The sequence below is a fragment of the Paraburkholderia sediminicola genome (assembly GCF_046027825.1).
GTDB classification, from domain to species: Bacteria; Pseudomonadota; Gammaproteobacteria; order Burkholderiales; family Burkholderiaceae; genus Paraburkholderia; species Paraburkholderia sediminicola_D.
The window spans coordinates 74,108-96,970 of record NZ_JAQQDU010000016.1 but is presented as its reverse complement, the minus strand read 5'-3'; the positions used below and the strand labels follow the sequence as shown (position 1 = coordinate 96,970).

Below are 22,863 nucleotides of genomic sequence, written 5' to 3'. Positions count from 1 at the left end.
TATCACTGGATTTCACTGGATGTTTTCGGGGTGGAAGTCCGGCGCGGTGTCGGCGCCCGGAGAGAGATAGCGCGCGAGCGGGTGTTCCCCCCTGTCACCCACTTGCAGTTCGACGGCGCCGGCATGCACGAGGCGACCATTCCTGAGCACGATGCAGCGGCGCGCGCTCTGAAGGACAAGATCGAGGTTCTGTTCGACCAGGAGCACCGCCAGCTTCGAGCGGCGGCACAGTTCCGGGATGACTTCGCCGATACGCTCGACCAGATTGGGCTGCACGCCGTCGGACGGCTCGTCGAGCAGCAGCAGTTTTGGCCGGCCGCACAGCGCGCGTGCGATGGCGAGGACCTGCTGCTCGCCACCCGAGAGCGTGCCGCCCTGCTGCGACAGACGCGTCCTGAGCACCGGAAAGTAATCGAATACCTCGTCGAGGATGTCGGCGCCTCCGGCAGCCTGCGTGCCCATCAGCAGGTTCTCGCGCACGGTCAGTTTCGGAAAGATCCAGCGCCCCTGCGGCACCAGCCCGATACCCCGGCGGGCGATCTCGTGCGTGCGCAGGCCCTTCACCGGCTGGCCCAGGAAAGCGATCTCTCCACTCACACGCGGCAGCAGCCCCATGACTGCCTTCACCAGCGTGGTCTTGCCGGCACCGTTGCAGCCGAGCACACCGACCACCTCGTTCGGCAGCACGTCCAGCGTGAGGTTGTGAACCACATCCACGTCGCCGTATCCGGCGCACAGGTTTTCAATGTGCAGCATGTGTCGCCCCCCGCCCCAGATAGATGCGGCGGATCTCCTCGTCGTCCGCGATTTCCGCATACGATCCCCGTCGAACCACCTCTCCCCGGTGCATCACCCACGTCTCGCATGCGAGGGACTGCACGAAGCCGAGGTCGTGTTCGATGGCGAGCACTGCGCATTGTTCACGCAACCTGTGAATAAGCCGCACCAGCCGCTGTGCGTCCTTCGCGGACAGGCCGGCTGCGGGTTCGTCGAGGAGCAGCAATGCGGGCTGGCACATGACGGCCATGCCGATCTCAAGCCACTGGCGCTCACCATGCGGCAGATGCGAGGCGAGCTCGCTCGCCTGCCCCGCCAGACCCACCTCCTCCAGCACTGCGTCGGGATCCGGCATCGGCGTAGCCCGGTAAGCCGCGACGCCAAGACCGGCCACCACCAGATTGTCGCGCACTGTCATCGTGAGGAAGGTGTTGGTCCCCTGGAACTTGCGCACCACGCCGCGCCGGCAGAACGCGTGCATCGGGCGGCCGGTCATCCGTTCGCCATCGAGAGTCAGCTCGCCGGAACCGGGGGCGATCGCGCCTGAGAGCAGGCCAACGAGCGTGCTCTTGCCCGCCCCGTTCGGACCAATCACGCACAGCAGGTCGCGTGGCGCGATGGTGATGTCGACGCCCGCCACGGCGTTAATTCCACCGAACGCGCGCGACAGGTTGGTGCCCTGCAGAAACTGGCCGTCCATTACCGTTCCTCCTGTGCGTGTCCGGCACGGTGAACCGGCGGCCTGCCCCATACCGCCCGACCAGCCCGACGCGCGGCCTCCACCAGTTCATGGAGTCGCAGTCCGTTCGGCATGAACAGCACACAGGCGAGAAACAGACCGCCGAGGATCAGGGGCCAGCCGTCCGTGCTGTAGCTGGAGACGGTCTGCCTGAGCAGCGTCAGAACGACCGCGGCGACAACAGGACCGCCAATTCTTCCCCTGCCGCCGATGGCCACCCAGAGGATCACTTCGGTCGCAAGAAGCGGCGAGAACACGTCCGGGGCCACCACCCCGGAGCAGGCCGCCATTAGCGCGCCTGCGATTGCGGCAAGCGCCGCCGAGGCGACGAAGACGAACAGCAGGTGAAATGACGTGTGATAGCCACACGCTTTTGCGCGCCACTCGTTGCTCGCGATCGCATCAAGCACCTTGCCGTAGCGGCTGCGGCACACGAGCCATATCAGGCCAGTCGCGGCAAGCAGTACAACGGCTACCATGTACCACGAGGCGCGAGGACCGCTCATGTCGACCGTGTGGCTGCCCACGCTGAATGACAGTCCCGGGATGCCCAGGATGCCCGTGTCGCCCCCGGTAATCGACTGCCAGCTGACGGCGAGCTGCTGGGCGACGATCAGCACGGCGAGGCTGATGATGGCGAAGAAGTGAAGCCTCACCCCCGCAAAGAGCAGGAAATACCCGATCACCGCGGCGACAGCCACAGCGCAGAACACACCCACCGCCAACCCGGTCACGGACGCCTGTCCGAACTGTACGGTCGCGATGGCAAATCCGTAAGCACCGAGACCCAGGAACGTCGTGTGCCCTAGCGTGAGCACCCCGGCCCGCCCCCAGAGCAGGTCATAGCTCAATGCGAGCATCCCCATGACCAGCGCATCACGCACCGTCGACAGCAGCCAGGGTCCGGCAAAGAAAGGCACGATTGCCATGGCTGCCATTGCCACGCTCCACATCAACAGCGGCGAAACATCCCTGGGGCCGAGGGCGGGCTGTGAGAGCCAGAGCCGCAGACAGCCTGCATATTTTCCGGACATACGCTTTATCCTTTACCAAGAAGCTGATGGGCCGCGCTGAACCCTGGAATCAGCCCTTGCGGCCGAAACCGGATCACCACGATCGAGAGAACCAGCACAACCGCCGATGCGAGGGAGGGGTCAACGCGATAGCTCAGTAACGTCTCAGCCGTGCCGATGACCGCGCTGCCCAGGATGCTGCCCTCGATCGATCCGATGCCGCCCAGCACGATCACGAAGAACGCCTTGGCGAGATAGGAGACGCCCAGATGCGACTCCACCGAAACCATGGGCGCGACGAGTACGCCGGCGAGCGAGGCAAGCGCCGCGCCGCCGCAGAACGCAATGCGATTCAGGCGTCGCGTGTCGATGCCAGTGGCCGCGGCCATCGCCGGGTGCTGGATCACGGCACGCAGCTGGGTACCAAAGCGCGTACGGGCGAACAGCAGCCAGCACCCTGCCGTCACGGTCAGCGCGACGCCGATCACGAAGATCCGGTAGGCCGGATAGCTTCCGCCCGGGACCGGAACCGCCCCGCTGAACGGGGCGTACACGAGCATCGGCTGGGTGCCGAAGACGAGCTCCAGTGCCTTCTGCAGGATCAGGCTGATCGCATAGGTCGCGAGGAGCGTGTCCAGCGGCCGGTCATAGAGCAGCCGGATGATGAAACGTTCGAGGCACCATCCGAGGGCAGCCCCGACAGCGGGTGCCACGAGCAAGGCAAGCCAGAAAGCCTGCTTCCCGCCAACCGCCTGCGCGACGGCTAACGCGTATGCGCCGATCGTGACCCACTCGGCGTGTGCAAGGTTCACGATGTCCATCATGCCGAAGACGATCGCGAGCCCAAGCACCACCAACATCAGAATGCTCACGTAACCCAATATGTTAAGAATCGTGGTCATATAAGTAAGTCCCGGTCTTCATGTCTGCGGAGCTTTTGCCCCACGTAAACCAATCGGAAAGCGAGCCGCATTTCGGCACAGCCACTCCTCACGGCCAAGTTTTCCTTAGGAAATATACTAAGTAACTCTTAGTAAAAATGCCAAGCAATTCCCCGAGACTCCAAGGATGCCGGGTAAGCACGCGACATCCTCCGTTTTTGCCAAACGCCTGAAAGAGGCACGGGTACGCTCGTGCCTAACCCAGGAACAGCTCGGCATTAACGCAGGAATCGACGAATTTTCCGCCAGTGCCCGCATCAACCAGTACGAAAGAGGCAAACACCTGCCCCACCTCGTCATGGGACAACGTCTGGCCAGGGCGTTGCATGTCCCGACGTCTTTCCTCTACGAGGAGGACGATATGCTCGCAGCTCTTCTCGTAACTGCGGCCCGGCTCACGCGGGGAAAGAAGAAGATCCTCCTCGCGAATGCCGAGACGCTGAGACAAACAGCGTCCTCCAAGGCTACAAAACCAAGTAATGTTTAGTCTTTCGCCTAAGAATTACTTAGTAAAATCTTTGGGCGAATCCGGGACACTCACCGGATGCCGCGCGATACACCCACTTCTGATGCCGTCTTCCCTCGACGCCTGAAACAGGCGCGACTGCGCTCGGGCTTGACCCAGGAGCAGCTTGGCATCCACGCGGGTATCGACGAATTCTCAGCCAGCACCCGCGTCAACCAGTACGAAAAGGGCAAACACACCCCTGCCATACAGACCAGCCAGCGTCTGGCGCGGGCACTCCTTGTCCCCACGGGCTTCCTCTACGAGGACGACGATCTGCTGGCGAACCTGCTGGCAATCGCTGGCAGGCTCAGCAAGGAAAAGAAAAGAGCCCTCCTTGCCAGCGCCGAGAAACTGGCCCAGGAATAAACTAAGATTTCCTGAGTCTCCGGACCAGCCGCGGACGATGCCATGACTGACACCCTGGCCGGATCGCAGCATTAGCCTCAATTAACCAACAACCCGTGCGAACTGCTTCGTGCCGCCGAACCACGACACCCGTCAAACGTGCGTCACGTCTTGAGCCGACACTACCGGTTCATTGGCAGCAGCTCGTTTTCCTATTTGTGATCATAAATTTACGTCCACAGAATTTGGATGTCAATGTCACTGAATCGCTCGTTTACCCTGATTTTCTCCGTTTATCGATCACTTGACATAGATGAACGTTGCACCTATGTTGTATTTATGATGATTAATTCAGAGACAACATGAGCAATGACATCTGCGATCTCACGGCACAGGAGCTTCATACGCTTTATAAGACGGGGAGTGCCTCCCCCGTCGAGGCGATGCAGGCGGTGCTGGCGCGCATAGAACAGCTCGACCCCGCCGTGAATGCCTTCTGTCAGATTGCAGCGGATGCACTCGACATGGCGCGTGCTTCCGAGACACGGTGGCACCACAAGCGACCGCTTGGGACGCTGGATGGCGTGCCCATCAGCGTCAAGGACAACGTTGGTGTCACCGGACTTGCTACACGATTCGGCTCACGCGTCACGGATGAAACTCCATCCCCCCACGACAGCCCGTGTGTGGCGAGGCTTCGCGAGTCGGGCGTCATCTGCTTCGCCAAGACCACCCTGCCTGATTTCGCTCATAAGATCGTCACCGACAGCCCATTGACCGGCGTCACCCGTAACCCCTGGGACACGGAACGTACGCCCGGCGGCAGCAGCGGCGGCGCAGCAGCGGCCGTCTGCCTCGGTATGGCACCGGCCGCGATTGGAACTGACGGCGGAGGGTCGATCCGGATTCCAGCCGCTTTCACCGGCACGTTCGGCTTCAAGCCAAGCTTCGGGCGTGTGCCGCATGCACCGCGCGGCCCATTCGGGTTGTTAAGTCATGTTGGCCCCATGACCCGCTGCGTCGCAGATGCCGCCCGAATCCTGACCGTCATCAGCCGCCCCGACAGCCGCGACTGGTACGCGTTGCCGTTTGAGGCCAGCGACTATGAACTTGGTCTCAAGTGCAAGCCGACACCGGGCGGTGTACGCATAGCGTACAGTCCGTCCCTGGGCCTCGCTGTTACGCCCGAAACCGCCGTCCTCGACGCCGTCATGCGTGCGGTCGACACCTTCAGTGATCTTGGCGCCAGGGTCCAGCCGGAAGATCCACCGGGTATCGCTCGCTGTAACGCGATCCACGCCACCCTCTGGCCGGCGTGCTGTCGCCAGCTCACCGAAGGCATGGCAGACGGCGGCGCGGCACTCGATCCGTCATTGCAGGCCTTCTCTGAAGCTGGCGCCGGGGTATCGCGCCAGGCACTGCTTGGTGCACTGATCGAGCGGGGCGAACTGGGCGCCACCGTCAACGCATTCTTCGAGCGGTACGATCTTGTCATCTGCCCTGTGTATCCCCGCCTGCCCATGCCGCTTGCGGAACTCCCAGCCAGCAAGGACCTGTTTCCCCACTTCACCGCATGGTGCAACCAGCTGGGGCTTCCGGCAGCAAGTATCTATGCGGGCACCACGCCGGAAGGTCTCCCTGTCGGTGTGCAAATAGTTGGGGGACGTCATGCGGATGCGCTCGTGCTCTGGGCGAGCCACATCCTCGAACTGACGTTAGGACGCGCTCCATTGGCTGAGCTGGCGCGCGCGCTTTCCTCATCCATTGCTGGCCGCAAAACGCATTGCCGCTACCTGTCAGGATAGACGTCTGGACCTGCAGAACGCGGAACCGGACCCCATATCACGAACCACCCTTCCTTCCTGTGCGCAGGCCAAGGTCCGAATCCAGTACCAGCTTCTGCCGCAAGGCCGCATGCACCTTGCGAAGCTGCGCTTCCGCTTCTTCCATGTGAGCCGCCATGAGCTTCTCGACCGCCCCTGCGTCGCGGCGCCTTGCCGCATCTAGGATCGCGCGATGAGCAGCGACGGTCTGCCGACCAAACGCCTGGTAGTCGTCTTGCGTCACATTGCCCGCCACGATCACCAAGCTATGCAGCATCTGGTTGATGATCTGACACGCGAATCGAAGGAACGCGTTCGGATTGGCGCCAGCCAGCACGTCATGAAAACGGATATCCTCCTGGCGCTGATCGAGGGCACGTTCGTGACTCGCGGCAAATGGCTCGCACACCTCCACGCTGCGCTCGAGCGCCTCCAGATCCGCGTCCATCAGATGCTCCACCGCTCCCGCCGCAAGTAGCGGCTCCAGCACGCGCCGCACGGCGTAAATGTCCTCGAGACTGATGCTCTCAAAAAACAGGTAGTTTTGCAGCGACTGAAACGCGCGGGCGAGCGGTACGCGTGTAATCGTCGCTCCGCCATCCGGGCCCGTACTCAGACGCACAAGCCCCTGTACCTCGAGGGCCTTGAGAGCCTCCCGCATGGAACCTCGACTGACGTTGAACATTTCCTGAAGCTCCGCCTCCTTGTTTAATCGCATGCCGGGGCGCAGCTTACCATCGGTAATCCAGCTCTTGATGAGCTCGGCCACCTGATCTCCCCGCTTGGTCGTGCGCGGTCCCTTGTTGTCTGGCTGAAGCAACGGTTGTTTCTCTGTCGTCTGTTTTCGCGCTGCCATACTTCACACCCGTAGTTGGCCTTCATCGTTTGGTCTGGACGTCATTATCGGTCATCCGCTGCCGCGTGACCGCCACGACGTCCCCACGAACGCCCCCGATACAACACCCTCCTAATGTTCGGAGGTGACGACCCCGCGCCCGGTTGCCTACGCTCATTGCCATACACGCAAACCTCCGTGGGTTCGCGTGAATATCGTTCCTGGGCGCAAAGGCGCCCGCCAGGGAGAACGCGTCATGGCGCGACACGAACGGACGTCGCAGCAGGTTCACATCATCGACGGCATCGCTGGGGCGCTCGCAGATCGCGGGCTCGATCTCGGCGTGCTTGCCTGGCGTATGCGTACCCTTAGCCTCCAATCGGACGCAACCGGTGGGATCGCCGGTCCGCCCTGGCGTGCGGATGACGTCAGCGCCCTGAACATGAATCTTGTGCCCTCCCGGTACGGCGGCTGTCCGGCGCTGCAGTCCCTCGTGGCGCAGGCGACGTTGATGGCCTACCTCGGGGAGGCCGATGCAAGCCTCGCGCTGGCGTTGCCGGGACCGGGGCTCGCCATGCCGCCTGTCGTTGCGCTCGCTTCGACGCAACAGCAGGCCCTGTTCTTTCAGCGGTTCCAGTCCGGCACGCCGCGCTGGGGCGCTTTCGCCATCACGGAGCCTGACTGCGGTTCCGACGCGACTGCCATGCGCACCAGTGCACGAAAGACCGGTCGCGGCTGGGTCCTGAATGGCACCAAGTGCTTTATCACGAACGGCGCGCGCGCCGACTGCGTGATCACGTTTGCAACGATCAACCGGCAGATGGGTCGCTACGGGATCCGCGCATTCCTGGTGGATTGCAATACACCAAGATTCACGGTGTCGCGCATCGAACGGATGGCAGGCCTGCGCGCGACCCAACTCGCAGTGCTCTCCTACGCCGACTGCGAGGTCACCGATGATGCGCTTCTTGCCCGCGGCGACGAAAAGCCGCTCGATGACGCTTTCTCGGGTGCGCAGCGATCCTGGGACTATTTCAGGCCACTGCTTTCTGCCGTCATGATCGGTACCTGCCGGCGGGTGCGCGCGGACCTGGTGGCCTGGCTCGATGCAGGCGGCACACCCGCAGACAGGCATCAAGGCGTGGCGAGCGTTAAAGCGTCCCTGCTCGACATCGACCGCCAGATCGCGGCCGCATGGCTGCTCTGTCATTGCACGGCCTGGAAGACGGATCGCGGCGTCGCTACGTCAATGGATTCATCCATGACCAAGGCGTTTGCCTCGCGCGTAGCCGCGCGGGTGACGCGCGCTGCGATGGACCTGGCCGGTATCGACGGCATCGCCGCCTGTCCGTCACTTGAGCAGGCTTACCGGGACGCCAGGGCATTCGACATCATGGAAGGTACCGGCGACCTGCAGCGCCTCATGATTGCGCGGGCAGCACAGCGATCGACGTCACGTCCGTGGGACATCACGGCACCGCCCGGCGACTGCCCCGCCCCGCCTGACTCATCACCTCACATCGCCAACGCCCACAGACCCGGGCAGGAGACATCCCATGACGCCTGACATTCACGGCCCCGCGCGTGAGGAAATCGCAGCCACCATCAGGTCATGCCTGGTGTCGGCCATTGGCAGCACCATGGCTGCGGACCTGATCGCGGACGACACGAACCTGTTCGACGTCGGCGTCGACTCCATGAACATGACAGACCTGCTTCTTCAACTGGAGCAGCGTTTCGGCTTCACGCTCGCGCCGGAGGATCTCTCGGCCGATCTGTTCATGCGTTTCGGCAACCTCGTCGCCTTCGTAGAATCCCATGTCTGCCGCAACTAACGCCGTTCGCCACCGGTCATGCATTATGGCCACGGCCCGGTATGTTCCGCAGGCGCGCGTGCGGGCCGACGTTGCGTTACAGGACCCGGCGGCCACACCATCATCCGCACGGGAAGCCGTCATGCGATCAGTCTACGCCGATACGCTGCGCTGGCGCCGTGAGGTGAATCCTGGCCCCGTCAATCATTCGTCGAGCCCGGTGAGTGCCACGATACCGGAGTATGTCGCCTGCGAGCCACGCCTCCTTCTCTCGGAAATGGCATCAACGGTCGCCAGTGAAGCCATGCGGCGGTGCCCCGGGGAGGGCAACCTCACGCCGGATCAGGTGGTCGTCTGTGCGACAAGTTTCGAGCACGACCTCGCGCTCTCGTGCGCGGGTCGGCTACACAGCGAGCTGGGATCGACAGGTGTGCCGTTCGCGATTGGACAGCTGCAGGGCGCGTCTTTCTTTCTTGCGCTGCAGGTGGTGTCCGACATGATGGCCAGCAACGACCACATGCGCAGTGCACTGATCGTCGGCGCTGAACGCTGGCTGCCGCCGTTCTCCCGGCAGGTCGGGACGCTCACCGCATTGGGTGACGGTGCAGCTGCCGCGCTGGTGAGGCGGCAGGCAGGACCCGGATGGCGTGTGCTCAATGTCAACGTCCGCACGCCTGGCCTCCCATTCGCGTCCCCCGATGTGTGTGTCGACGAAACGGTCGTCGTCGAAGTCATCGCGCAGACGTGTGCGCAGGCCGGGCTCGAACCCGGGGCAATCGACTGGATCGTGCCTCCGCGCATCAACACCACCCTGGCGTGCGACGTCACCGCGCAGGCCCGACTGCCTGCATGGCGAATATGGTACCCGCAGCCGGGCGACATCGGCTATCTGTGTACCGCAGACGCGCTGGCGCAGCTCCACGTGTTGCTGCAGTCGATTGTTCCGACGGACGACCAGCGCATCCTGCTGTGGGCGACCGGCTTCCAGGGGCAGGCCGCCTGCGCCATCCTCCAATACTGCGGGAGCTAGCGATGCCTGCGCCCCTAACCCACTCCGTGCTTTCGCTGTCCGGTATCGCACTCAGCCTCCCGGCCCGGACGGTCGATGCGAACTCCTGGGCACGTCGTTGCGGGTTTCCCGAGGCCCGCGCGAGCGCACTGCTGAGGAACGGTGTGCAGCAGTTCCACGACGCCGCAGCGGCGTCACCCGTCACATTCGCATGCGAAGCGGTTTCCGCCCTGCTTGAGGATACTGGCACGACACCGGCAAGCATCGATGCCCTCATCTACACGCATACCATCCAGAGCAGTGTCATGGCGCCGCCTGCCAGTGCAACAGCGTTCATCCAGTCCCGTATGGGCCTGGAACATGCGCTCACGTTCTCGGTGATGCAGCAGAACTGCGTCTCGCCTATGGCAGCCATCCGCGTGCTGCGCGTACTCACCGTCGCAGGTCGCCCCATCCAGCGGGCGATTGTCGTGTGTGCAGACGTGATGGGCTCGGGCTGCGATCATCTGCGCGCCATCGAGAACCTCGCGCTACACAGCGACGGTGCGTGCGCGATCCTGCTGGAGCGCGGCGCCGACCGCAACTGCATCGTGGGGCTGCACCTTTATACAGACGGTCGCTACTTCCGCGGCACCGACGACGATCTGCGGCCCGTTCCGGACGACCGTTACTACTGGTCGGCATTCGCGACGATGCGCGCTGCATTGGGCGAGGCAGGCATCACGGCAAATGAGCTCGTCCATGTTCTGCCTCACCATGTGAACCTCCCTGGCTGGCAGCGCCTCATGGCCATGCTGTCCGTCCCACGGGAGCGTCTTTTCACGGCAAATTTCGGACCCCTCGGCCACGTGTTCGGTGCCGACCCGTTCATCAACTTCCACACCGCGCCATGTGGGCAACCAGGCTCCTGTTCCCTGCTGTTCTCCAGCGGATTTGCCGGCTGCTTTGGCGCCATGGTGATCCGCCATTGATCCTGAACCTGATCGCTATCCGGCCATGAGAAATCTCCTTGATCTTGTCCAGTCGGCAACGCGCCGCACACCCGATGCGGAATCACTCGTCTGCGGCGATGTCCGCCTCACCTACCGCCAGTTGCTACAACGCAGCCATGTGTTCGGGCAGGCCTTGTCTTCCCTCGGCGTGGCTCCAGGCGAACGCGTCGCCACCTTTCTCGACAAGCGTATCGAGACCGTCGTGTCGATGCTCGGCGCCTGTGCCACAGGATGCGTTTTCGTTCCGGTGAATCCGCTCCTGAAACCGGACCAGGTGGTCCACGTGCTTCGTGACAGCGGCGCCCGGTGCCTCGTGACCACCGCACTGCGCGCCCGCTCGCTGGCCGCTGCGGGCGTTGCGCCGATGTCCGATGTAATCCTCGTAGACGAACCAGACCTCGCTCCTTCTGATCAGGCGACCGGGGTCAGGGTTCACCGCTGGCCAGACTTCATCACCGACGCCGACGACGCGCAGGCGCTGGCCGCGGCTGCAACATGCATCGACACCGACCTCGCAGCCCTTCTCTATACATCCGGCTCGACGGGATTGCCCAAGGGCGTGATGCTCAGCCACCGGAACCTGCTCGAAGGTGCCTGGAGCGTCGCCGAGTATCTGCGGCACGATCCGTCGGACCGCATCCTTGCCGTCCTGCCGCTTAGCTTCGATGCGGGCCTCAGCCAGCTGACCTCGGCCTGGTCGGCAGGGGCGACAGCGGTGCTGCTGAACTACCTCACGGCGCACGATGCTGTCCTCGCGTGCGAGCGCGAACACATCACTGCGATCACCGGTGTACCTCCGTTGTGGATGCAACTCACGGGCGCAACCTGGCCAGACGCGGCGCGCAATAATCTGCGCTACTTCGCCAACACCGGGGGGCGCCTTCCGCTGCCTGTACTGCAGAAGCTGAGGGCACTGTTTCCGCGCGCCACGCCGTTCCTGATGTACGGGCTGACGGAGGCATTCCGTTCCACATTTCTCGACCCTACGGAGATTGACAGGCGCCCCGACTCGATCGGCAAGGCCGTGCCCAATGCACGGGTGCTTGTCGTCCGCGAGGACGGCACACCGTGCGCCGCAGACGAAGCAGGCGAGCTCGTGCATGTCGGCGCATGCGTCACGCTCGGCTACTGGAACGACGCTGCGCGCTCCGCGCAACGCTACCGCCCCTCGCCTGAAGCAAAGCCGGGCGGCTCGGCGCGTGATATGGCGGTGTGGTCAGGTGATCTCGTACGGTGCGACGCCGAAGGCTTTCTCTATTTCATCGCCCGCAACGACGCCCAGATCAAGAGTTCCGGCTACCGGATCAGTCCGGAGGAGATCGAGGAAACGGTCCACGCGAGTGGACTTGTCGTTGAAGCCGTCGCGCTGGGCATCCCGGATGACGCGCTTGGCGAAGCAGTGGCGCTACTCGTCGTCCTGACCGGTGATTCAGACGTCGAAGAGCTACGCAACTGGTGCACGCAGCACCTGCCGCGTTACATGGTTCCGCGACATATCGTTAGTTATCCAGATATTCCTCGTAGCCCAAACGGAAAATTCGACCGGGCAGCGCTGCGCAGAGAGGTTGCGTCGTCCGGGCTTGCCTCGCTCGCGCGCGATTCAGGGGAGAAACCATCATGAGCCTCACCTTCATCAGGCAGCCCCCCGGGCTGCAGTTCGGCGGCGTCGACGTGCGCCAGCTGGCCGACCGCGCCGGGCGTACGCCGTTCTTCGCCTACGACCGCGCAGCGATGGACACCCGCGTGCGGGAACTGCGCAGCCTGCTGCCCTCCGCCATGCACCTTCACTACTCGATCAAGGCGAATCCGATGCCCGCTGTGATCCACTACCTGGCCGAACGGGTCGACGGATTCGACGTTGCCTCCGCGCAGGAGATGGCGCTGGCGCTCGATGCCGGAACCTCCCCAACGGCAATCGGCTTTGCCGGGCCAGGCAAGTCTCACGAAGACCTGCGCCGCGCAGTCGCCAGCGGTGTCAATGTTCACGTCGAGTCGGAAACCCAGTTGCGGCTTGTTACCGCGCTCGGATGGGAGCTGGGCGTGCAACCCAACGTGGCGATCCGCGTCAATCCGGATTTTCAGGTCGGACACAGCGGCATGCGCATGGGCGGCGGTGCGGCGCCGTTTGGCGTGGATGTCGACCAGGTCCCGGCATTACTGCGCGAACTCGAAGCGCGGGAAGTCGCGCTCGCCGGCTTCCACGTCTTCTGGGGCTCGCAATGCCTGCATGCGGCAACCATCATCGAGGCCCAGCGCCAGAGTGCTGAACTCATCCTTCGACTCGCCAGCGGTCTGCCGCAACCGCCGCGGTTCGTGAATCTCGGCGGCGGCTTTGGCATCCCCTACTTTCCGGGCGAAACACCGCTCGATGTAAAGGCGGTCTGCGAGGCGATGCAAGACTGGCTGCCGCCGCTTTGCGAACGTCTGCCCGGAACGACGCCGATCCTGGAACTCGGTCGTTACCTCGTGGGCGAAGCCGGTATCTATTTGTGCCGTGTCATCGACCGGAAAGTGTCGCGCGGCAGGACATTCGTCATCACGGACGGCGGACTGCATCATCACCTGGCGGCCTCCGGCAACTTCGGCCAGGTCCTGCGCCGCAACTTTCCGGTCGTGATCGGCAACCGTTCCGACAGCGAGCCACGCGAGCAGTGTCACGTGGTCGGGTGCCTCTGCACGCCACTCGACCGTCTGGCGGACGACGTGGAACTTCCCGAAGCGCACATCGGGGATTTCGTGGTGGTGAAGCAGTCGGGTGCCTATGGCCGTTCGGCGAGTCCGGTGCATTTCCTCAGCCACCCCGAGCCCGTCGAAATGCTCGTGTGACACCGAAACATCCGGAGAAACGTCATGCCATTCCGTGAATCCGTCATAGCAGGCCTCGCGCCAGTATCCTGGGCACTCGAAGACGATCAGCAGGGGCTGGTCGCGGCCGCAGGACAGTTTGCGCGTGAGCGCCTCGAACCACTACTGGGTGGCGAGCCAGATCCCGCCCAGTGGGGCGAAACAGTCCGGCTCGCCGCGACGCTCGACCTCGCGACAATGATCCTCCCGGAACAGATGGGCGGCATGGGCATAAGCCGGCACGACCTTGCACTTGTCGTTGAACAGTTCGCGGCAGGCCCGCTCGAGCGGGCCGCCGAGCTGACACTCAGCAGCGCCGCGCTGATGACGCTGCGCGAATACGATGCACTCGACCTGCTATCCGATCGGGATATTCAGCATTACCTTGACGGCACAACATCGGTAGCACCGTGTATCCCTGACGTCGACGCTTCGGGTTTCTGGGTGTTGCGCCAGCACGCATGCTCGCAGGCCATGATGGTCCGGATGGACGGTGATCGTCCGCAGCTCGTGCTCGCCACGTTGCCTGCAAGGCGGGACACTCCGGATTGCGTCCCGGTTGCCCTGCCGGGCGCCCTCTCCATCGAGCGATACACCAGCGGGCTGACAGGCGATAAGCAGCTTCTGGTTGTGCCCGAGGATGCGAATCCTGACGGCGATCCGGTACAGCAGTGGCTCGTCGACGCAGCAACCTACCTCGGTGCGCTGCTTTCGGGCGCCGTCCTGGAGGGTGTGAACTTCGCCCTTGCCTACAGCGCCGCCCGGCGGACGTTTCGCAAGCCAATTGTCGCCCATCAGCTCGTCGCTGTGCGGCTTGCCGACCTGCTCATATCGGCCCACACCATCCACCTTTTTCTCCGGTCCGTCGCAGCGCAGGATACGCAGGCGAAGATCGAACCCGTACGGTTGATGGCCCACCACGTTGCCACTGAAGCGATGGACGTTGCGCGGAAGCTTGTGCAGCTTTGCGGCGGCCATGGCTACGTGCAGGGGCTGCCGCCAGCCGCACGCTTCCAGACGGTGTACTGGTTTGCGATGCTGTTGATGAAGCTCGAAGCCGGGCTATGCGCACTCACTGCGCCTGCGTAAGGCGTTCACAGACAGGAGAGTTATTGTGAGCAGCCGGGGCCCGGCGATGGAACACGCACACGAGACTAACGGATCACGTCAGACGGGCGGAGAATCCGGTGCATGCTGGCTTCGTGAGCCCGACTGTAACGATGTCAATGATATCGCTGCCTGGCTCGCCGAGCCGGACATCATCCGGTGGTTCGACTTCGGGCAGGGTCGCCAGACACTTCCCGTGCTCGCCGTGCAGCTCATGATGCAAAGCGGTCGACATCGCCTGCGCGTTTTCGGACCCACGGGCCACAAGCCCGCCAGCGGACTTGTGGCCGTCAGTGATCTGACGCATGCTTTTGGCACTGGCTCGTTCTGGGTACTGCGCGACAGCCGGCGCCCGGCATGCACGGACATGACGCTTCTCGCCTCCACGGAGATCCTCCGCGAGGCATTCGAAACCAGCCGGTTGCACAGCATCACTGCGTGGGCTGTGGACAGCAACGTACGCTCCCGACGTCTGCTCGAACGGATCGGCTTTCGCCTCATCGGGCTGCAGCGCGATTGCCACGTCATGCATGGATCAAGGTTTGGGCGCGTCCTCTACGATCTGCTGCCCGCCGATCTCTCCAACGGCTCCGGGTCAGCCGGGGAGCGCGCATGAACCTGCCCGTCATCACCGCAGTGACGGCCTGGGTGCCAGACGTCATACCACTGTCCCAATGGACGGCGATTGAGTCCGCACTGCGCGCGACCGGGCATTCCGGCTGGGATGCGTGGATGAGGTCGTGGTATCCCGACTACGGACACTGGCTCGAGGCGGGGCCAGGCGAAGAAACCGGTGGTTCGCTGCCTGTGCATCCCGATCTCCCACCACCCGACCTGGCCTGCGCGGTACCCGTCGAAACCGGTACAGATCTATCAGGACTCGCCGCAAAAGTGGCACACGCGATCTGCGCCACACGCCCGCCGGATGCGCGCCCGATCGATGTCATCGTCTTCTGTCACAGCAGTCTCGATCAACACGTTTCGACCACGATTGCCGGACGGCTTTGTGCAGAAGTCGGCACACCATGCTTTCCTTTTTCGCTCTCCCAGCAGCATGGTGCGTCGCCATTCACTGCATTGCGGCTGGCGTCCGATCTGCTCATCGCTGAACCGGACGTCCACACAATCCTGATTGTCGCAGCGGAGAAGTGGTGTCCGCCGTTTTCCAGAATATGCGGACCTGACATCGTGCACGGCGATGTCGCCGGTGCGCTGCTCGTTGAAAGAACCGACAACGGAACAGGTGGCATGCAACTGCTCGATGTGGCAACCCGGCACGTTGTCGTTGACATCTGTCGCAATGCAACCGGAATCCCCAACGCCCGGACATTCACCTTGCTATCAATGATCGACTCTCTCCTCGCGGGGCACGGCCTTCGTCCGGACGACATTGACGTGGTGGTTGGGCACTCTGGCATCCCGTTGCTCAGCGGTGCGGTATGCAGATTCCTCGGCAGGCCAGACGCCGTGGTACAGCATCAGGTTTGCGTTCATCTTGGCGCAGCCGAATCCATCGTACGACTTGCACAGGCGCTCAGCGCCGCCTGTCGTCGGCGCCATCGCGTGCTGCTGTGGGGCTACGGGTTCGGCGGGTTTGTCGGCACTGCGCTGCTGGAGATGCGCGGCACACCCTTCCTCTACCGGCAGGACGATGTCCGGTCCGTCCCATGATCCCCGATCTCGGTATACCGCACATCGCCTTCCATCTTCCCCAACACATCGACGACGTCCGGGGCTGGGGAAAGCGAACCGAGCAGAACATCGCCACCGTGCTAAAGTTGGAGCGGGCCGGGATGCGTTACTACCACAGTGCGAATGGGCAGACCGCAATCGGACTCGCGGCCAGCGCAATCCAGCGTCTTCTGCTTGCCTCCGGTATCGCGCCGCGTGAAGTCGACTGCCTCGTCTACGTGCATACGCTCCAGGGCAGCGTCGCGCCGCCTCCGCAGTCGCTACCCGGCCTGCTCTGTGACCGGTTCGGTTTCACCAACGCGGAAGCTTTCTCGCTCGCGCAGCAGCATTGTGCATCCGCCCTTGGTGCGCTACGTGTGATTCGCGCGATGTTCGCCGCGCGGCCCCATCTGAAACGGGTACTGCTTGTCGGCGCCGACGTGATGCCGCTCGAATCAGAAAGGTTAATGCAAGCCGAAGGAATTCTGGGCGATGGTGCATTCGCCGCATTCATCGAACGTGGGGCAGCCGTGAACCGCCTGCTCGCGATCGCCACGCATGCCAGCGGCCTGGGCTGGCGCGGGGTACTGGCAAATGAGGAATCACGCCTGGCAGCACAGTACTTCTTCGCGGCACGCGGCCTGATCAGGCAGACAGTCCAGCAGGCACATTTCACACTGGACGACATCCAGCGTATCCTGCCTCACCATCTGGATCTGCCTGCGTGGCATCGGCTGCTCGATTCGCTTCAGGTCCCGCAGGACCGGCTGTTCGCGGAGAATTTTGCCCGTATTGGCCACGTCACCGTCAGCGACGCGTTCATCAATCTTGCCCAATGTCATGGACTGGTGCCGGGCAGACCGCTCCTGCTCTTTGCACGAGGCGTCGGAGGGTTTTCAGCCGCAGCGTTGCTGGTCCGTTAAACTGCGAGCGCAGCCCCGCTCCGTCCGCTTGCCCTCCGCTATAAGATGCGTATGGTTGTAATCCGTTACATGCATCGTCGAGCGGCACTCCGCAGATTATAATGACTTGAATGCACTCGGGCGGGTGCATAGTCCGCGTCCAGTTGGCCATTACCGGTGCCGCCGCGTATGGCAATCGTATGCGGGCCTCTGACTGGCCCCTCACTCCCGGAAACGGTTGTCGCATGAACTCGCACCGTCGTTGCGCGCGGGGCCTGGTTCTCATGTGGCACCTGGCGTTCCAGACTCTGTGAGGCAGCGCTGCGGTAGCGAACATGAAGCATGTCTCCCGACGCCGTTCAAACGAGGGCCAGCACAGGCCGTCACCGATATCCGATCGCCTGCAACCTGGCGCGCCGGTCATGCGTCTTGCATGTGCCACGGATATTCCTTCCCTCGTCGAGTCTTTCGGCCATGCGGCAGGGAAACTCGGCTTCCCGCATTACGTGATCAGCCGCGTTACGCGCAGCCGTTCGACCTGCACCCGGCGAACGGCGCTCGAGATGATCGGCTCACATTATCCGCAGGAGTGGGTGCGGCACTACCAGCACCGGGACTACGCGTCCACCGACCCCGTTCATCGGGCTGCGTTCCTTCAGTCGGCGCCCTATCGGTGGCACGACATCATCGGCTTGAGCAAAGCCGAGCTTCGTCTGCTCGACGAAGCAAGAGAGGCCGGACTACCCGCGGGACTCAGTGTCCCGGTGCACCAGTCCGACGGCAGTATCCTGCTGTTCAACCTGTCTGGCCCTCTGCGGTCAGTCAACGACGCCATCAATTCACGGATGGCATATTTGATCAGCGCGCAGTTTCACTTCGAACTGCATCGCCTCGCGTTGATACATTCAAGAAAAGCAGCACACCTGCTAACACCACGTCAGCTCGAATGCCTGACCTGGGTCGCCCGCGGGAAAACCTCGGCCGAGATTGGCGAGATCCTCGGGCGCTCGCGCTATACCGTTGACTACCACATCGAAGAAGCAATGGAGGCGCTCAACATCCGCAGCAGGACGGCCGCTGCAGTCCACGCGACCGTACAGGGCATCATCAAACCCTGACTCCGCTTTTCCCGCAAGTCCACCGCATGCCCTACCCGTCGCCGCAAGCGGCGCGGGTCAGTGCATGCTCGCGCGTGAGCGCCGGCACCCTCCCAAAGCTCCGAGTTTCTGGGCCACAGACACGCTGATAGCGTCGCGTCAACGGCTAACACCAGGAGGAGCCCATGTCACACATCGTTGCCGGCCGGCTTGATGACCTGCCATCAGATATCCGTCACCATCTCGGAACCTTCCGTCACAGGGTCTTTGTCCAGCGCCTGCACTGGGAAATACCCGGCGTGCCACACGATGCGACGAGCGAGTGGGATGAATTCGACGTAGACGCTACGGTCCACCTGGTCGCACTGTCCGCAGACGACAAGGTGTGCGGATGTGCACGGCTCATGCCCACCACAGGACCCTATCTGCTCCGTGACGTCTTTCCGGAACTTGCAAGCCCAGGCTCCTTGTCGCCATCACCTTCGATATGGGAGATGTCGCGATTCGCAGGATCTGGACTGCCGGACCATCGAACGGGCTCAATGTCGGGCATGTCGTTGTTCCCTTACGCAATGGCGCTCGCCCTCTCGTTGGGCGCGACACGCGTGATCGGCGTGGTGTCCCGCTCCGTTGCACGCCTGTACCGACGCTTCGGGCTCGATCTGCGCGATATCGGCGTTGGCACAGCGCCGGGCTGCGCCAGTATCGTTGCGTGCTCAATCGATCTAGCCCCTACCACGTTCCACACACTCCAGTGCGATCCTGTCACGTTGCTGCATTCGATCACCCGCTTCGGACAGCACCAGCTCCTTGGACCTGGCATGCCGGGTCATTCGCCTCCGACTGAAGCGAATGCGCCCTCTGTGCGCGCTCGTGGCGACGTGCCCCTCGCAGTTTGCGACAACAGTACGGTACACACGCAAGCGACAGTCTAGACCACTGGCCCCTGACATTAGCGCATGCCTGCAGGCCGGCAATGGTGCCGGTTGTCGGCCTCCTTCATCCAGTCCGGCCTGATCGCCGATGCGTAGGCCTGCCCGCTGCGCGAAGCCTCTCCATTCTGCTGTGAACTCAAGCCCAGGCGCTCGTCGATCGCGTGTGCGACGGTCGCAGACTTCGGAGGATGATCGTGATCGCCGTCCGCCCAGAACGTACACATCGCATCGAACAGAACGGACAGTATCGAGGTTACGTAGGGCAGTTTCACAACGATGCCTTCCTCTTGCTGGTCGCTAGCAAACTTTCCACAATGCTCCTGGAACCCGTTCACCGGCATCATGATCCGCAGGGAATCGAGTTCACGCTGCAGACGATCTTCAAATGAGTAGTGAACGGTCGCCGAATGCGCAAGCGCCTTGCGCAACTGGCAGAGCTGCCGGTCCTTCATCTCCATGCATCTGGTTAGCCGACGGACTTCGGCTTCGGCCCGCTGCAAACGCTGATCGGGAGCAGCGTTTGCCGATAGCATCAGCGGGACGCGCTCCATGCCAGTGACTGTCCATGCATTGAGTTCTTTCATGATGTTCCCTGCCTCAAATGCGCATGCCTGTATCGTTCCGGCTGCGCCGCTTCCCCGCCGTCAGACGCGCGCGGAAAGCACCTGGAATCTTCGCCACTGGTCAATCGTGACCGTTAATCACGGCGGAGTCATCGGACTTCAGCCACGCGTCTTTTTTCGGTTTTTTCAGACGAAATATCAACTGCGAAAAACGGCAGGATTTGCCATATCGGAATCAGCATGGATATACAGCAGGCGTACCGACAGTTTTGGTAACCACCGGTCGCCGGATCGACGGGGCCACCATTTGGCAGCGCGCATTGTCCTGCCACTAAGCCGCGAACATGCAGAACCCGCTGTCGTAAGGCCGGCATAGTTCGCGGAAGATTGATGCAGAGAAGACTTCTCCATGGCTCGCAGGCCAGAGCGATCTGCAAAGACCGCCGAAGCGCGGCCACGCACTGATGCATGCGCAGGATGGGCGCCGAGTCAGGCGTCAGCGCCAGCGCTTTATGAACGCTGGTCACCGGAAGGAGCATGGCACGGTCCATTTCCACACCCGGCGCCTGATCCAGCATCGTGCCTTCCTCGAGTAGCGCTCGAGAGCAGCCGCCGACGCGTGCTGCTTCGCAAGCACGCTGAAGCGTTCGGAGCGCAAGTCTCGTATGCCCTTTCCGGTGCTGAACCAACGCTTGCAGCACGTGGAAGTTGACTGAGAGCAGCAGTCGGACCAGCACGATGGACAAAGCCGACTCCAGCAAACCGGTCGCCCGATCGAAGCGATGCTGCTGCAATGCAAGCCGGATTCGGCCCAGCCATGGCCCACTGAGCATCTCCGTAACGGCAATCCATGCCGGGTCTGGCGGCGTTGCGTCGCTCGACGCGTGTGGTAACAGCGCTCCGATACGCGCCGGTTCGCCGCGCCACCCCGCGATGCAGAGGCGCTCCCGCGCGATCGACAGTGCAATGAATTCCGGTACCGCGGCGAGCGTGATGTCCTGTTCGAATTGCGCTGCGAGTCTTCCGCGGCGTCCAGTTCGCCCAAAAAGCCAGCGCGTAGGTTTTGCAACGGAAGGCCGTCAATTAAGGAATTGACGTTGTTCTGCGAGCATCTGATGAGGGCCAGAAGCCGGCACGCTTGGGTTTCGCCACGGTTGAAAGGCCGGCGTATTGTAATACGCGCGGCGCACAGATGCTCCTCTTGCCGCGCTTACCTGCTAACCTGAGTGCCCTTGCTGCGTGCCGACGCCTGTCGATGCCGTGTAGTCCATCAACCGAACTGCCGATGCCGCCACTGTTTCGCCGTTTACTGCTGCTGTCCCACGCGTTGCGTTATGGCGCTCGCCTGATCTGGCTTGCCGCCCCGCCCGACCACAAACTGCATTGGATGATCGATCTGGTCGGCCGCGTCCATGCGGCCGGGCGCAGCGAGAGCCTGCACGGCGTGCTGCCCGCGCTCGGGCCGCTCGCGAGCCGCTTCGCGCAGACATTGGCTGAACGGCCCGAACTCGCGACCGGCACCCTGCACGATGCCATCGACGCGATCGATCATCTCGAAGCCCCGCTGCCACCGCAGGAATCCGAACAGGCCTTGGCACGCGCATTCGGGCGGCCGCTCGCCACGATCTTCAGCGCAGTCGATCTGGTGCCCGTGCGCGGCGGCTTTGCCGAACAAACGCACCTCGCGCGGCTCCTCGTACCGGTCAACGGCCATAGCGAAGTGGCCATCAAGCTGGTCCGTGCCGATCAGATGCAACAGATCGGCGACGAACTCGCGCTGTTGCGCTGGGTCGCGCGCTGGCTGGAGAAGCTTTCCGGCTCCGCCCGCCGCCTGCAACTGCGTACGCTGGCGCAGACCTTCACCGACGACATTCTGCGGCGCTTCGATCTGCGCGCCGAAGCCGCCAATCTGAGCCAAACCGGCCATCATTTCGACGGTGACGCGCGCATCGTCGTGCCGGATGTGATCTGGGATCTCTGCACCAACCACACGCTGACGATGCAACGCGTCAGTACGCTGCCGGCCAGCGACCTGCCCGGTCTGCATGCGCATCACATCAAGCTCGCACCGCTGGCCGCGCATATCGTCGAGGTGGTGACCGAGCAGGCGTTCGAGCACGGCTTCTTTCACGCGAGCCTCGATGCGCGACGGGTGCGCGTGAGCATCGAACCCGACACGCTGGGACGTCTCGTACTGGCGGAGTTTTCGATCATGTCGAGCCTCTCGACCGACGAGCGCGAATTCTTCGTGCACGGCGCGACCGCGCTGTTCAACCAGGACTACGGCCGGCTTGCCGAACTGCATCGCGATGCCGGGCATGTACCGCACGACACGCGCGCGGAGATGCTCGAAGCCGAGTTGCGAACACGCGCCGAAGCGCATTTCGCAGCCGAGCCGGAAGACCGCTCGGCGGGTTCGCTATTTCATCATCTGCTGCACGCAGTGCATCCATTCGACGGTGCCGTGTCCGGCCGCCTTGCCACCGCGCAGCGCTCGTTCCAGCAAGCAGAAATGCTGGCGCGCGCGCTGCATCCGGGCGTCGATACGTGGAATGTCGCACGCGGCGTGCTGGCGGGGATTGCGCGGCGCGATATGGATCACCGCGGCTGGATCAAACGCATCTCCCGCGAGTTGCCGCATCTGGCGCATATGCTGCCGCGCGTGCCGCAACTGGCGGTGCGCTACCTGCAGCATGAGCACGATCGCGCCCGCACGCCACAGCAGAATGCCCAGCTGTTGGTGGATATCAGCCGTGAATATCGGCGTACGCGTAGGCTGCTGTGGGCATGCGCGCTGTGCGGTGGCGTGCTCGGCGCGGGGACGGTCTTGTTGATGTGGTGAGACCAATTTGGCCGTGGACGCTCCGAGGCACGGTTCGGGCAATTCGCCATTGAGCCCGCCCCGACGATTGCAGCTTCGAACAAGACGCGCTTCGCGTGTCCCGGCA

General features: G+C 63.1%; 23 protein-coding genes. 16 read left to right on the top strand and 7 right to left on the bottom strand.

Translation table 11 applies throughout. The annotated features are described in order from the left end of the window. Positions 1-12: 12 nt before the first annotated feature. Genes PQQ96_RS11710 through PQQ96_RS11695 form a run of 4 tightly spaced genes read right to left on the bottom strand, consistent with a single transcriptional unit; the run spans position 13 to position 3,431 of the window. Positions 13-756, bottom strand: a complete 744-nt coding sequence (locus PQQ96_RS11710) for an ABC transporter ATP-binding protein (protein WP_408291749.1) — start codon at positions 754-756, stop codon at positions 13-15. After that, entirely contained in the window at positions 743-1,477 is a 735-nt protein-coding gene (locus PQQ96_RS11705) for an ABC transporter ATP-binding protein (protein WP_408291747.1), read from the bottom strand. Before PQQ96_RS11705 ends, PQQ96_RS11710 begins: the two co-directional genes overlap by 14 nt. Continuing rightward, positions 1,477-2,550 (bottom strand): branched-chain amino acid ABC transporter permease, encoded by a 1,074-nt coding sequence (locus PQQ96_RS11700; protein ID WP_408291745.1) that lies wholly within the window; start codon positions 2,548-2,550, stop codon positions 1,477-1,479. The genes PQQ96_RS11705 and PQQ96_RS11700 overlap by 1 nt, the downstream gene beginning before the upstream one ends. A gap of 5 nt (positions 2,551-2,555) precedes the next feature. Beyond that, positions 2,556-3,431, bottom strand: coding sequence for a branched-chain amino acid ABC transporter permease (locus PQQ96_RS11695; protein ID WP_408291743.1), 876 nt, complete (start codon positions 3,429-3,431; stop codon positions 2,556-2,558). A gap of 166 nt (positions 3,432-3,597) precedes the next feature. Between PQQ96_RS11695 and PQQ96_RS11690 the strand changes: the two genes are divergently transcribed. The 3 genes from PQQ96_RS11690 to PQQ96_RS11680 all read left to right on the top strand — a co-directional run bounded on the left by PQQ96_RS11690 (position 3,598) and on the right by PQQ96_RS11680 (position 6,128). Next, on the top strand, positions 3,598-3,957 hold the full coding sequence (locus tag PQQ96_RS11690) for a helix-turn-helix transcriptional regulator (RefSeq protein ID WP_408291741.1): 360 nt from the start codon (positions 3,598-3,600) through the stop codon (positions 3,955-3,957). Positions 3,958-4,014: 57 nt separating this feature from the next. Then, a complete protein-coding gene (locus tag PQQ96_RS11685) occupies positions 4,015-4,344 on the top strand; it encodes a helix-turn-helix domain-containing protein (protein ID WP_408291740.1) in 330 nt (109 codons plus the stop codon). A 341-nt stretch (positions 4,345-4,685) separates the two neighbouring features. Continuing rightward, a complete protein-coding gene (locus PQQ96_RS11680; RefSeq protein ID WP_408291738.1) occupies positions 4,686-6,128 on the top strand; it encodes an amidase family protein in 1,443 nt (480 codons plus the stop codon). Positions 6,129-6,165: 37 nt separating this feature from the next. Here the strand turns inward: PQQ96_RS11680 and PQQ96_RS11675 are convergent, their stop codons facing one another. Beyond that, positions 6,166-7,002, bottom strand: coding sequence for a FadR/GntR family transcriptional regulator (locus tag PQQ96_RS11675; protein ID WP_408291736.1), 837 nt, complete (start codon positions 7,000-7,002; stop codon positions 6,166-6,168). Positions 7,003-7,237: 235 nt separating this feature from the next. Between PQQ96_RS11675 and PQQ96_RS11670 the strand changes: the two genes are divergently transcribed. The 12 genes from PQQ96_RS11670 (at position 7,238) to PQQ96_RS11615 (ending at position 19,352) form a co-directional block, all read left to right on the top strand. After that, on the top strand, positions 7,238-8,548 hold the full coding sequence (locus PQQ96_RS11670) for an acyl-CoA dehydrogenase family protein (RefSeq protein WP_408291735.1): 1,311 nt from the start codon (positions 7,238-7,240) through the stop codon (positions 8,546-8,548). Beyond that, positions 8,538-8,816, top strand: a complete 279-nt coding sequence (locus tag PQQ96_RS11665) for an acyl carrier protein (RefSeq protein WP_408291733.1) — start codon at positions 8,538-8,540, stop codon at positions 8,814-8,816. Before PQQ96_RS11670 ends, PQQ96_RS11665 begins: the two co-directional genes overlap by 11 nt. Before the next feature lie 121 nt (positions 8,817-8,937). Next, positions 8,938-9,825: a 3-oxoacyl-ACP synthase gene (locus PQQ96_RS11660; protein WP_408291732.1), complete on the top strand. Its 888-nt coding sequence runs from the start codon at positions 8,938-8,940 to the stop codon at positions 9,823-9,825. A gap of 2 nt (positions 9,826-9,827) precedes the next feature. Then, positions 9,828-10,775: a 3-oxoacyl-[acyl-carrier-protein] synthase III C-terminal domain-containing protein gene (locus PQQ96_RS11655; RefSeq protein ID WP_408291730.1), complete on the top strand. Its 948-nt coding sequence runs from the start codon at positions 9,828-9,830 to the stop codon at positions 10,773-10,775. A gap of 25 nt (positions 10,776-10,800) precedes the next feature. Further along, positions 10,801-12,417, top strand: a complete 1,617-nt coding sequence (locus PQQ96_RS11650) for an acyl-CoA ligase (AMP-forming), exosortase A system-associated (protein ID WP_408291728.1) — start codon at positions 10,801-10,803, stop codon at positions 12,415-12,417. Next, positions 12,414-13,622 (top strand): pyridoxal-dependent decarboxylase, exosortase A system-associated, encoded by a 1,209-nt coding sequence (locus PQQ96_RS11645; protein ID WP_408291726.1) that lies wholly within the window; start codon positions 12,414-12,416, stop codon positions 13,620-13,622. Before PQQ96_RS11650 ends, PQQ96_RS11645 begins: the two co-directional genes overlap by 4 nt. Positions 13,623-13,646: 24 nt before the next feature. After that, positions 13,647-14,729: an acyl-CoA dehydrogenase family protein gene (locus PQQ96_RS11640; protein ID WP_408291724.1), complete on the top strand. Its 1,083-nt coding sequence runs from the start codon at positions 13,647-13,649 to the stop codon at positions 14,727-14,729. Between the two features lie 46 nt (positions 14,730-14,775). Next, positions 14,776-15,363: a GNAT family N-acetyltransferase gene (locus PQQ96_RS11635; protein ID WP_408291722.1), complete on the top strand. Its 588-nt coding sequence runs from the start codon at positions 14,776-14,778 to the stop codon at positions 15,361-15,363. Next, entirely contained in the window at positions 15,360-16,418 is a 1,059-nt protein-coding gene (locus PQQ96_RS11630) for a 3-oxoacyl-ACP synthase (protein ID WP_408291721.1), read from the top strand. The genes PQQ96_RS11635 and PQQ96_RS11630 overlap by 4 nt, the downstream gene beginning before the upstream one ends. After that, the gene (locus PQQ96_RS11625) at positions 16,415-17,341 is read left to right on the top strand and encodes a 3-oxoacyl-[acyl-carrier-protein] synthase III C-terminal domain-containing protein (protein WP_408291720.1); all 927 of its coding nucleotides are present in this window, start codon (positions 16,415-16,417) and stop codon (positions 17,339-17,341) included. The genes PQQ96_RS11630 and PQQ96_RS11625 overlap by 4 nt, the downstream gene beginning before the upstream one ends. Before the next feature lie 314 nt (positions 17,342-17,655). Next, entirely contained in the window at positions 17,656-18,438 is a 783-nt protein-coding gene (locus PQQ96_RS11620) for a LuxR family transcriptional regulator (RefSeq protein ID WP_408291719.1), read from the top strand. A 164-nt stretch (positions 18,439-18,602) separates the two neighbouring features. Continuing rightward, a complete protein-coding gene (locus PQQ96_RS11615; protein ID WP_408291717.1) occupies positions 18,603-19,352 on the top strand; it encodes an acyl-homoserine-lactone synthase in 750 nt (249 codons plus the stop codon). 17 nt (positions 19,353-19,369) lie between these two features. On the opposite strand, the gene PQQ96_RS11610 is transcribed toward PQQ96_RS11615, so the two are convergent. Then, entirely contained in the window at positions 19,370-19,936 is a 567-nt protein-coding gene (locus tag PQQ96_RS11610; protein WP_408291715.1) for a hypothetical protein, read from the bottom strand. Between the two features lie 128 nt (positions 19,937-20,064). After that, positions 20,065-20,661: a hypothetical protein gene (locus PQQ96_RS11605; protein ID WP_408291713.1), complete on the bottom strand. Its 597-nt coding sequence runs from the start codon at positions 20,659-20,661 to the stop codon at positions 20,065-20,067. Between the two features lie 539 nt (positions 20,662-21,200). Between PQQ96_RS11605 and PQQ96_RS11600 the strand changes: the two genes are divergently transcribed. Then, the gene (locus tag PQQ96_RS11600) at positions 21,201-22,757 is read left to right on the top strand and encodes an ABC1 kinase family protein (protein WP_408291712.1); all 1,557 of its coding nucleotides are present in this window, start codon (positions 21,201-21,203) and stop codon (positions 22,755-22,757) included. Positions 22,758-22,863: the final 106 nt, after the last annotated feature.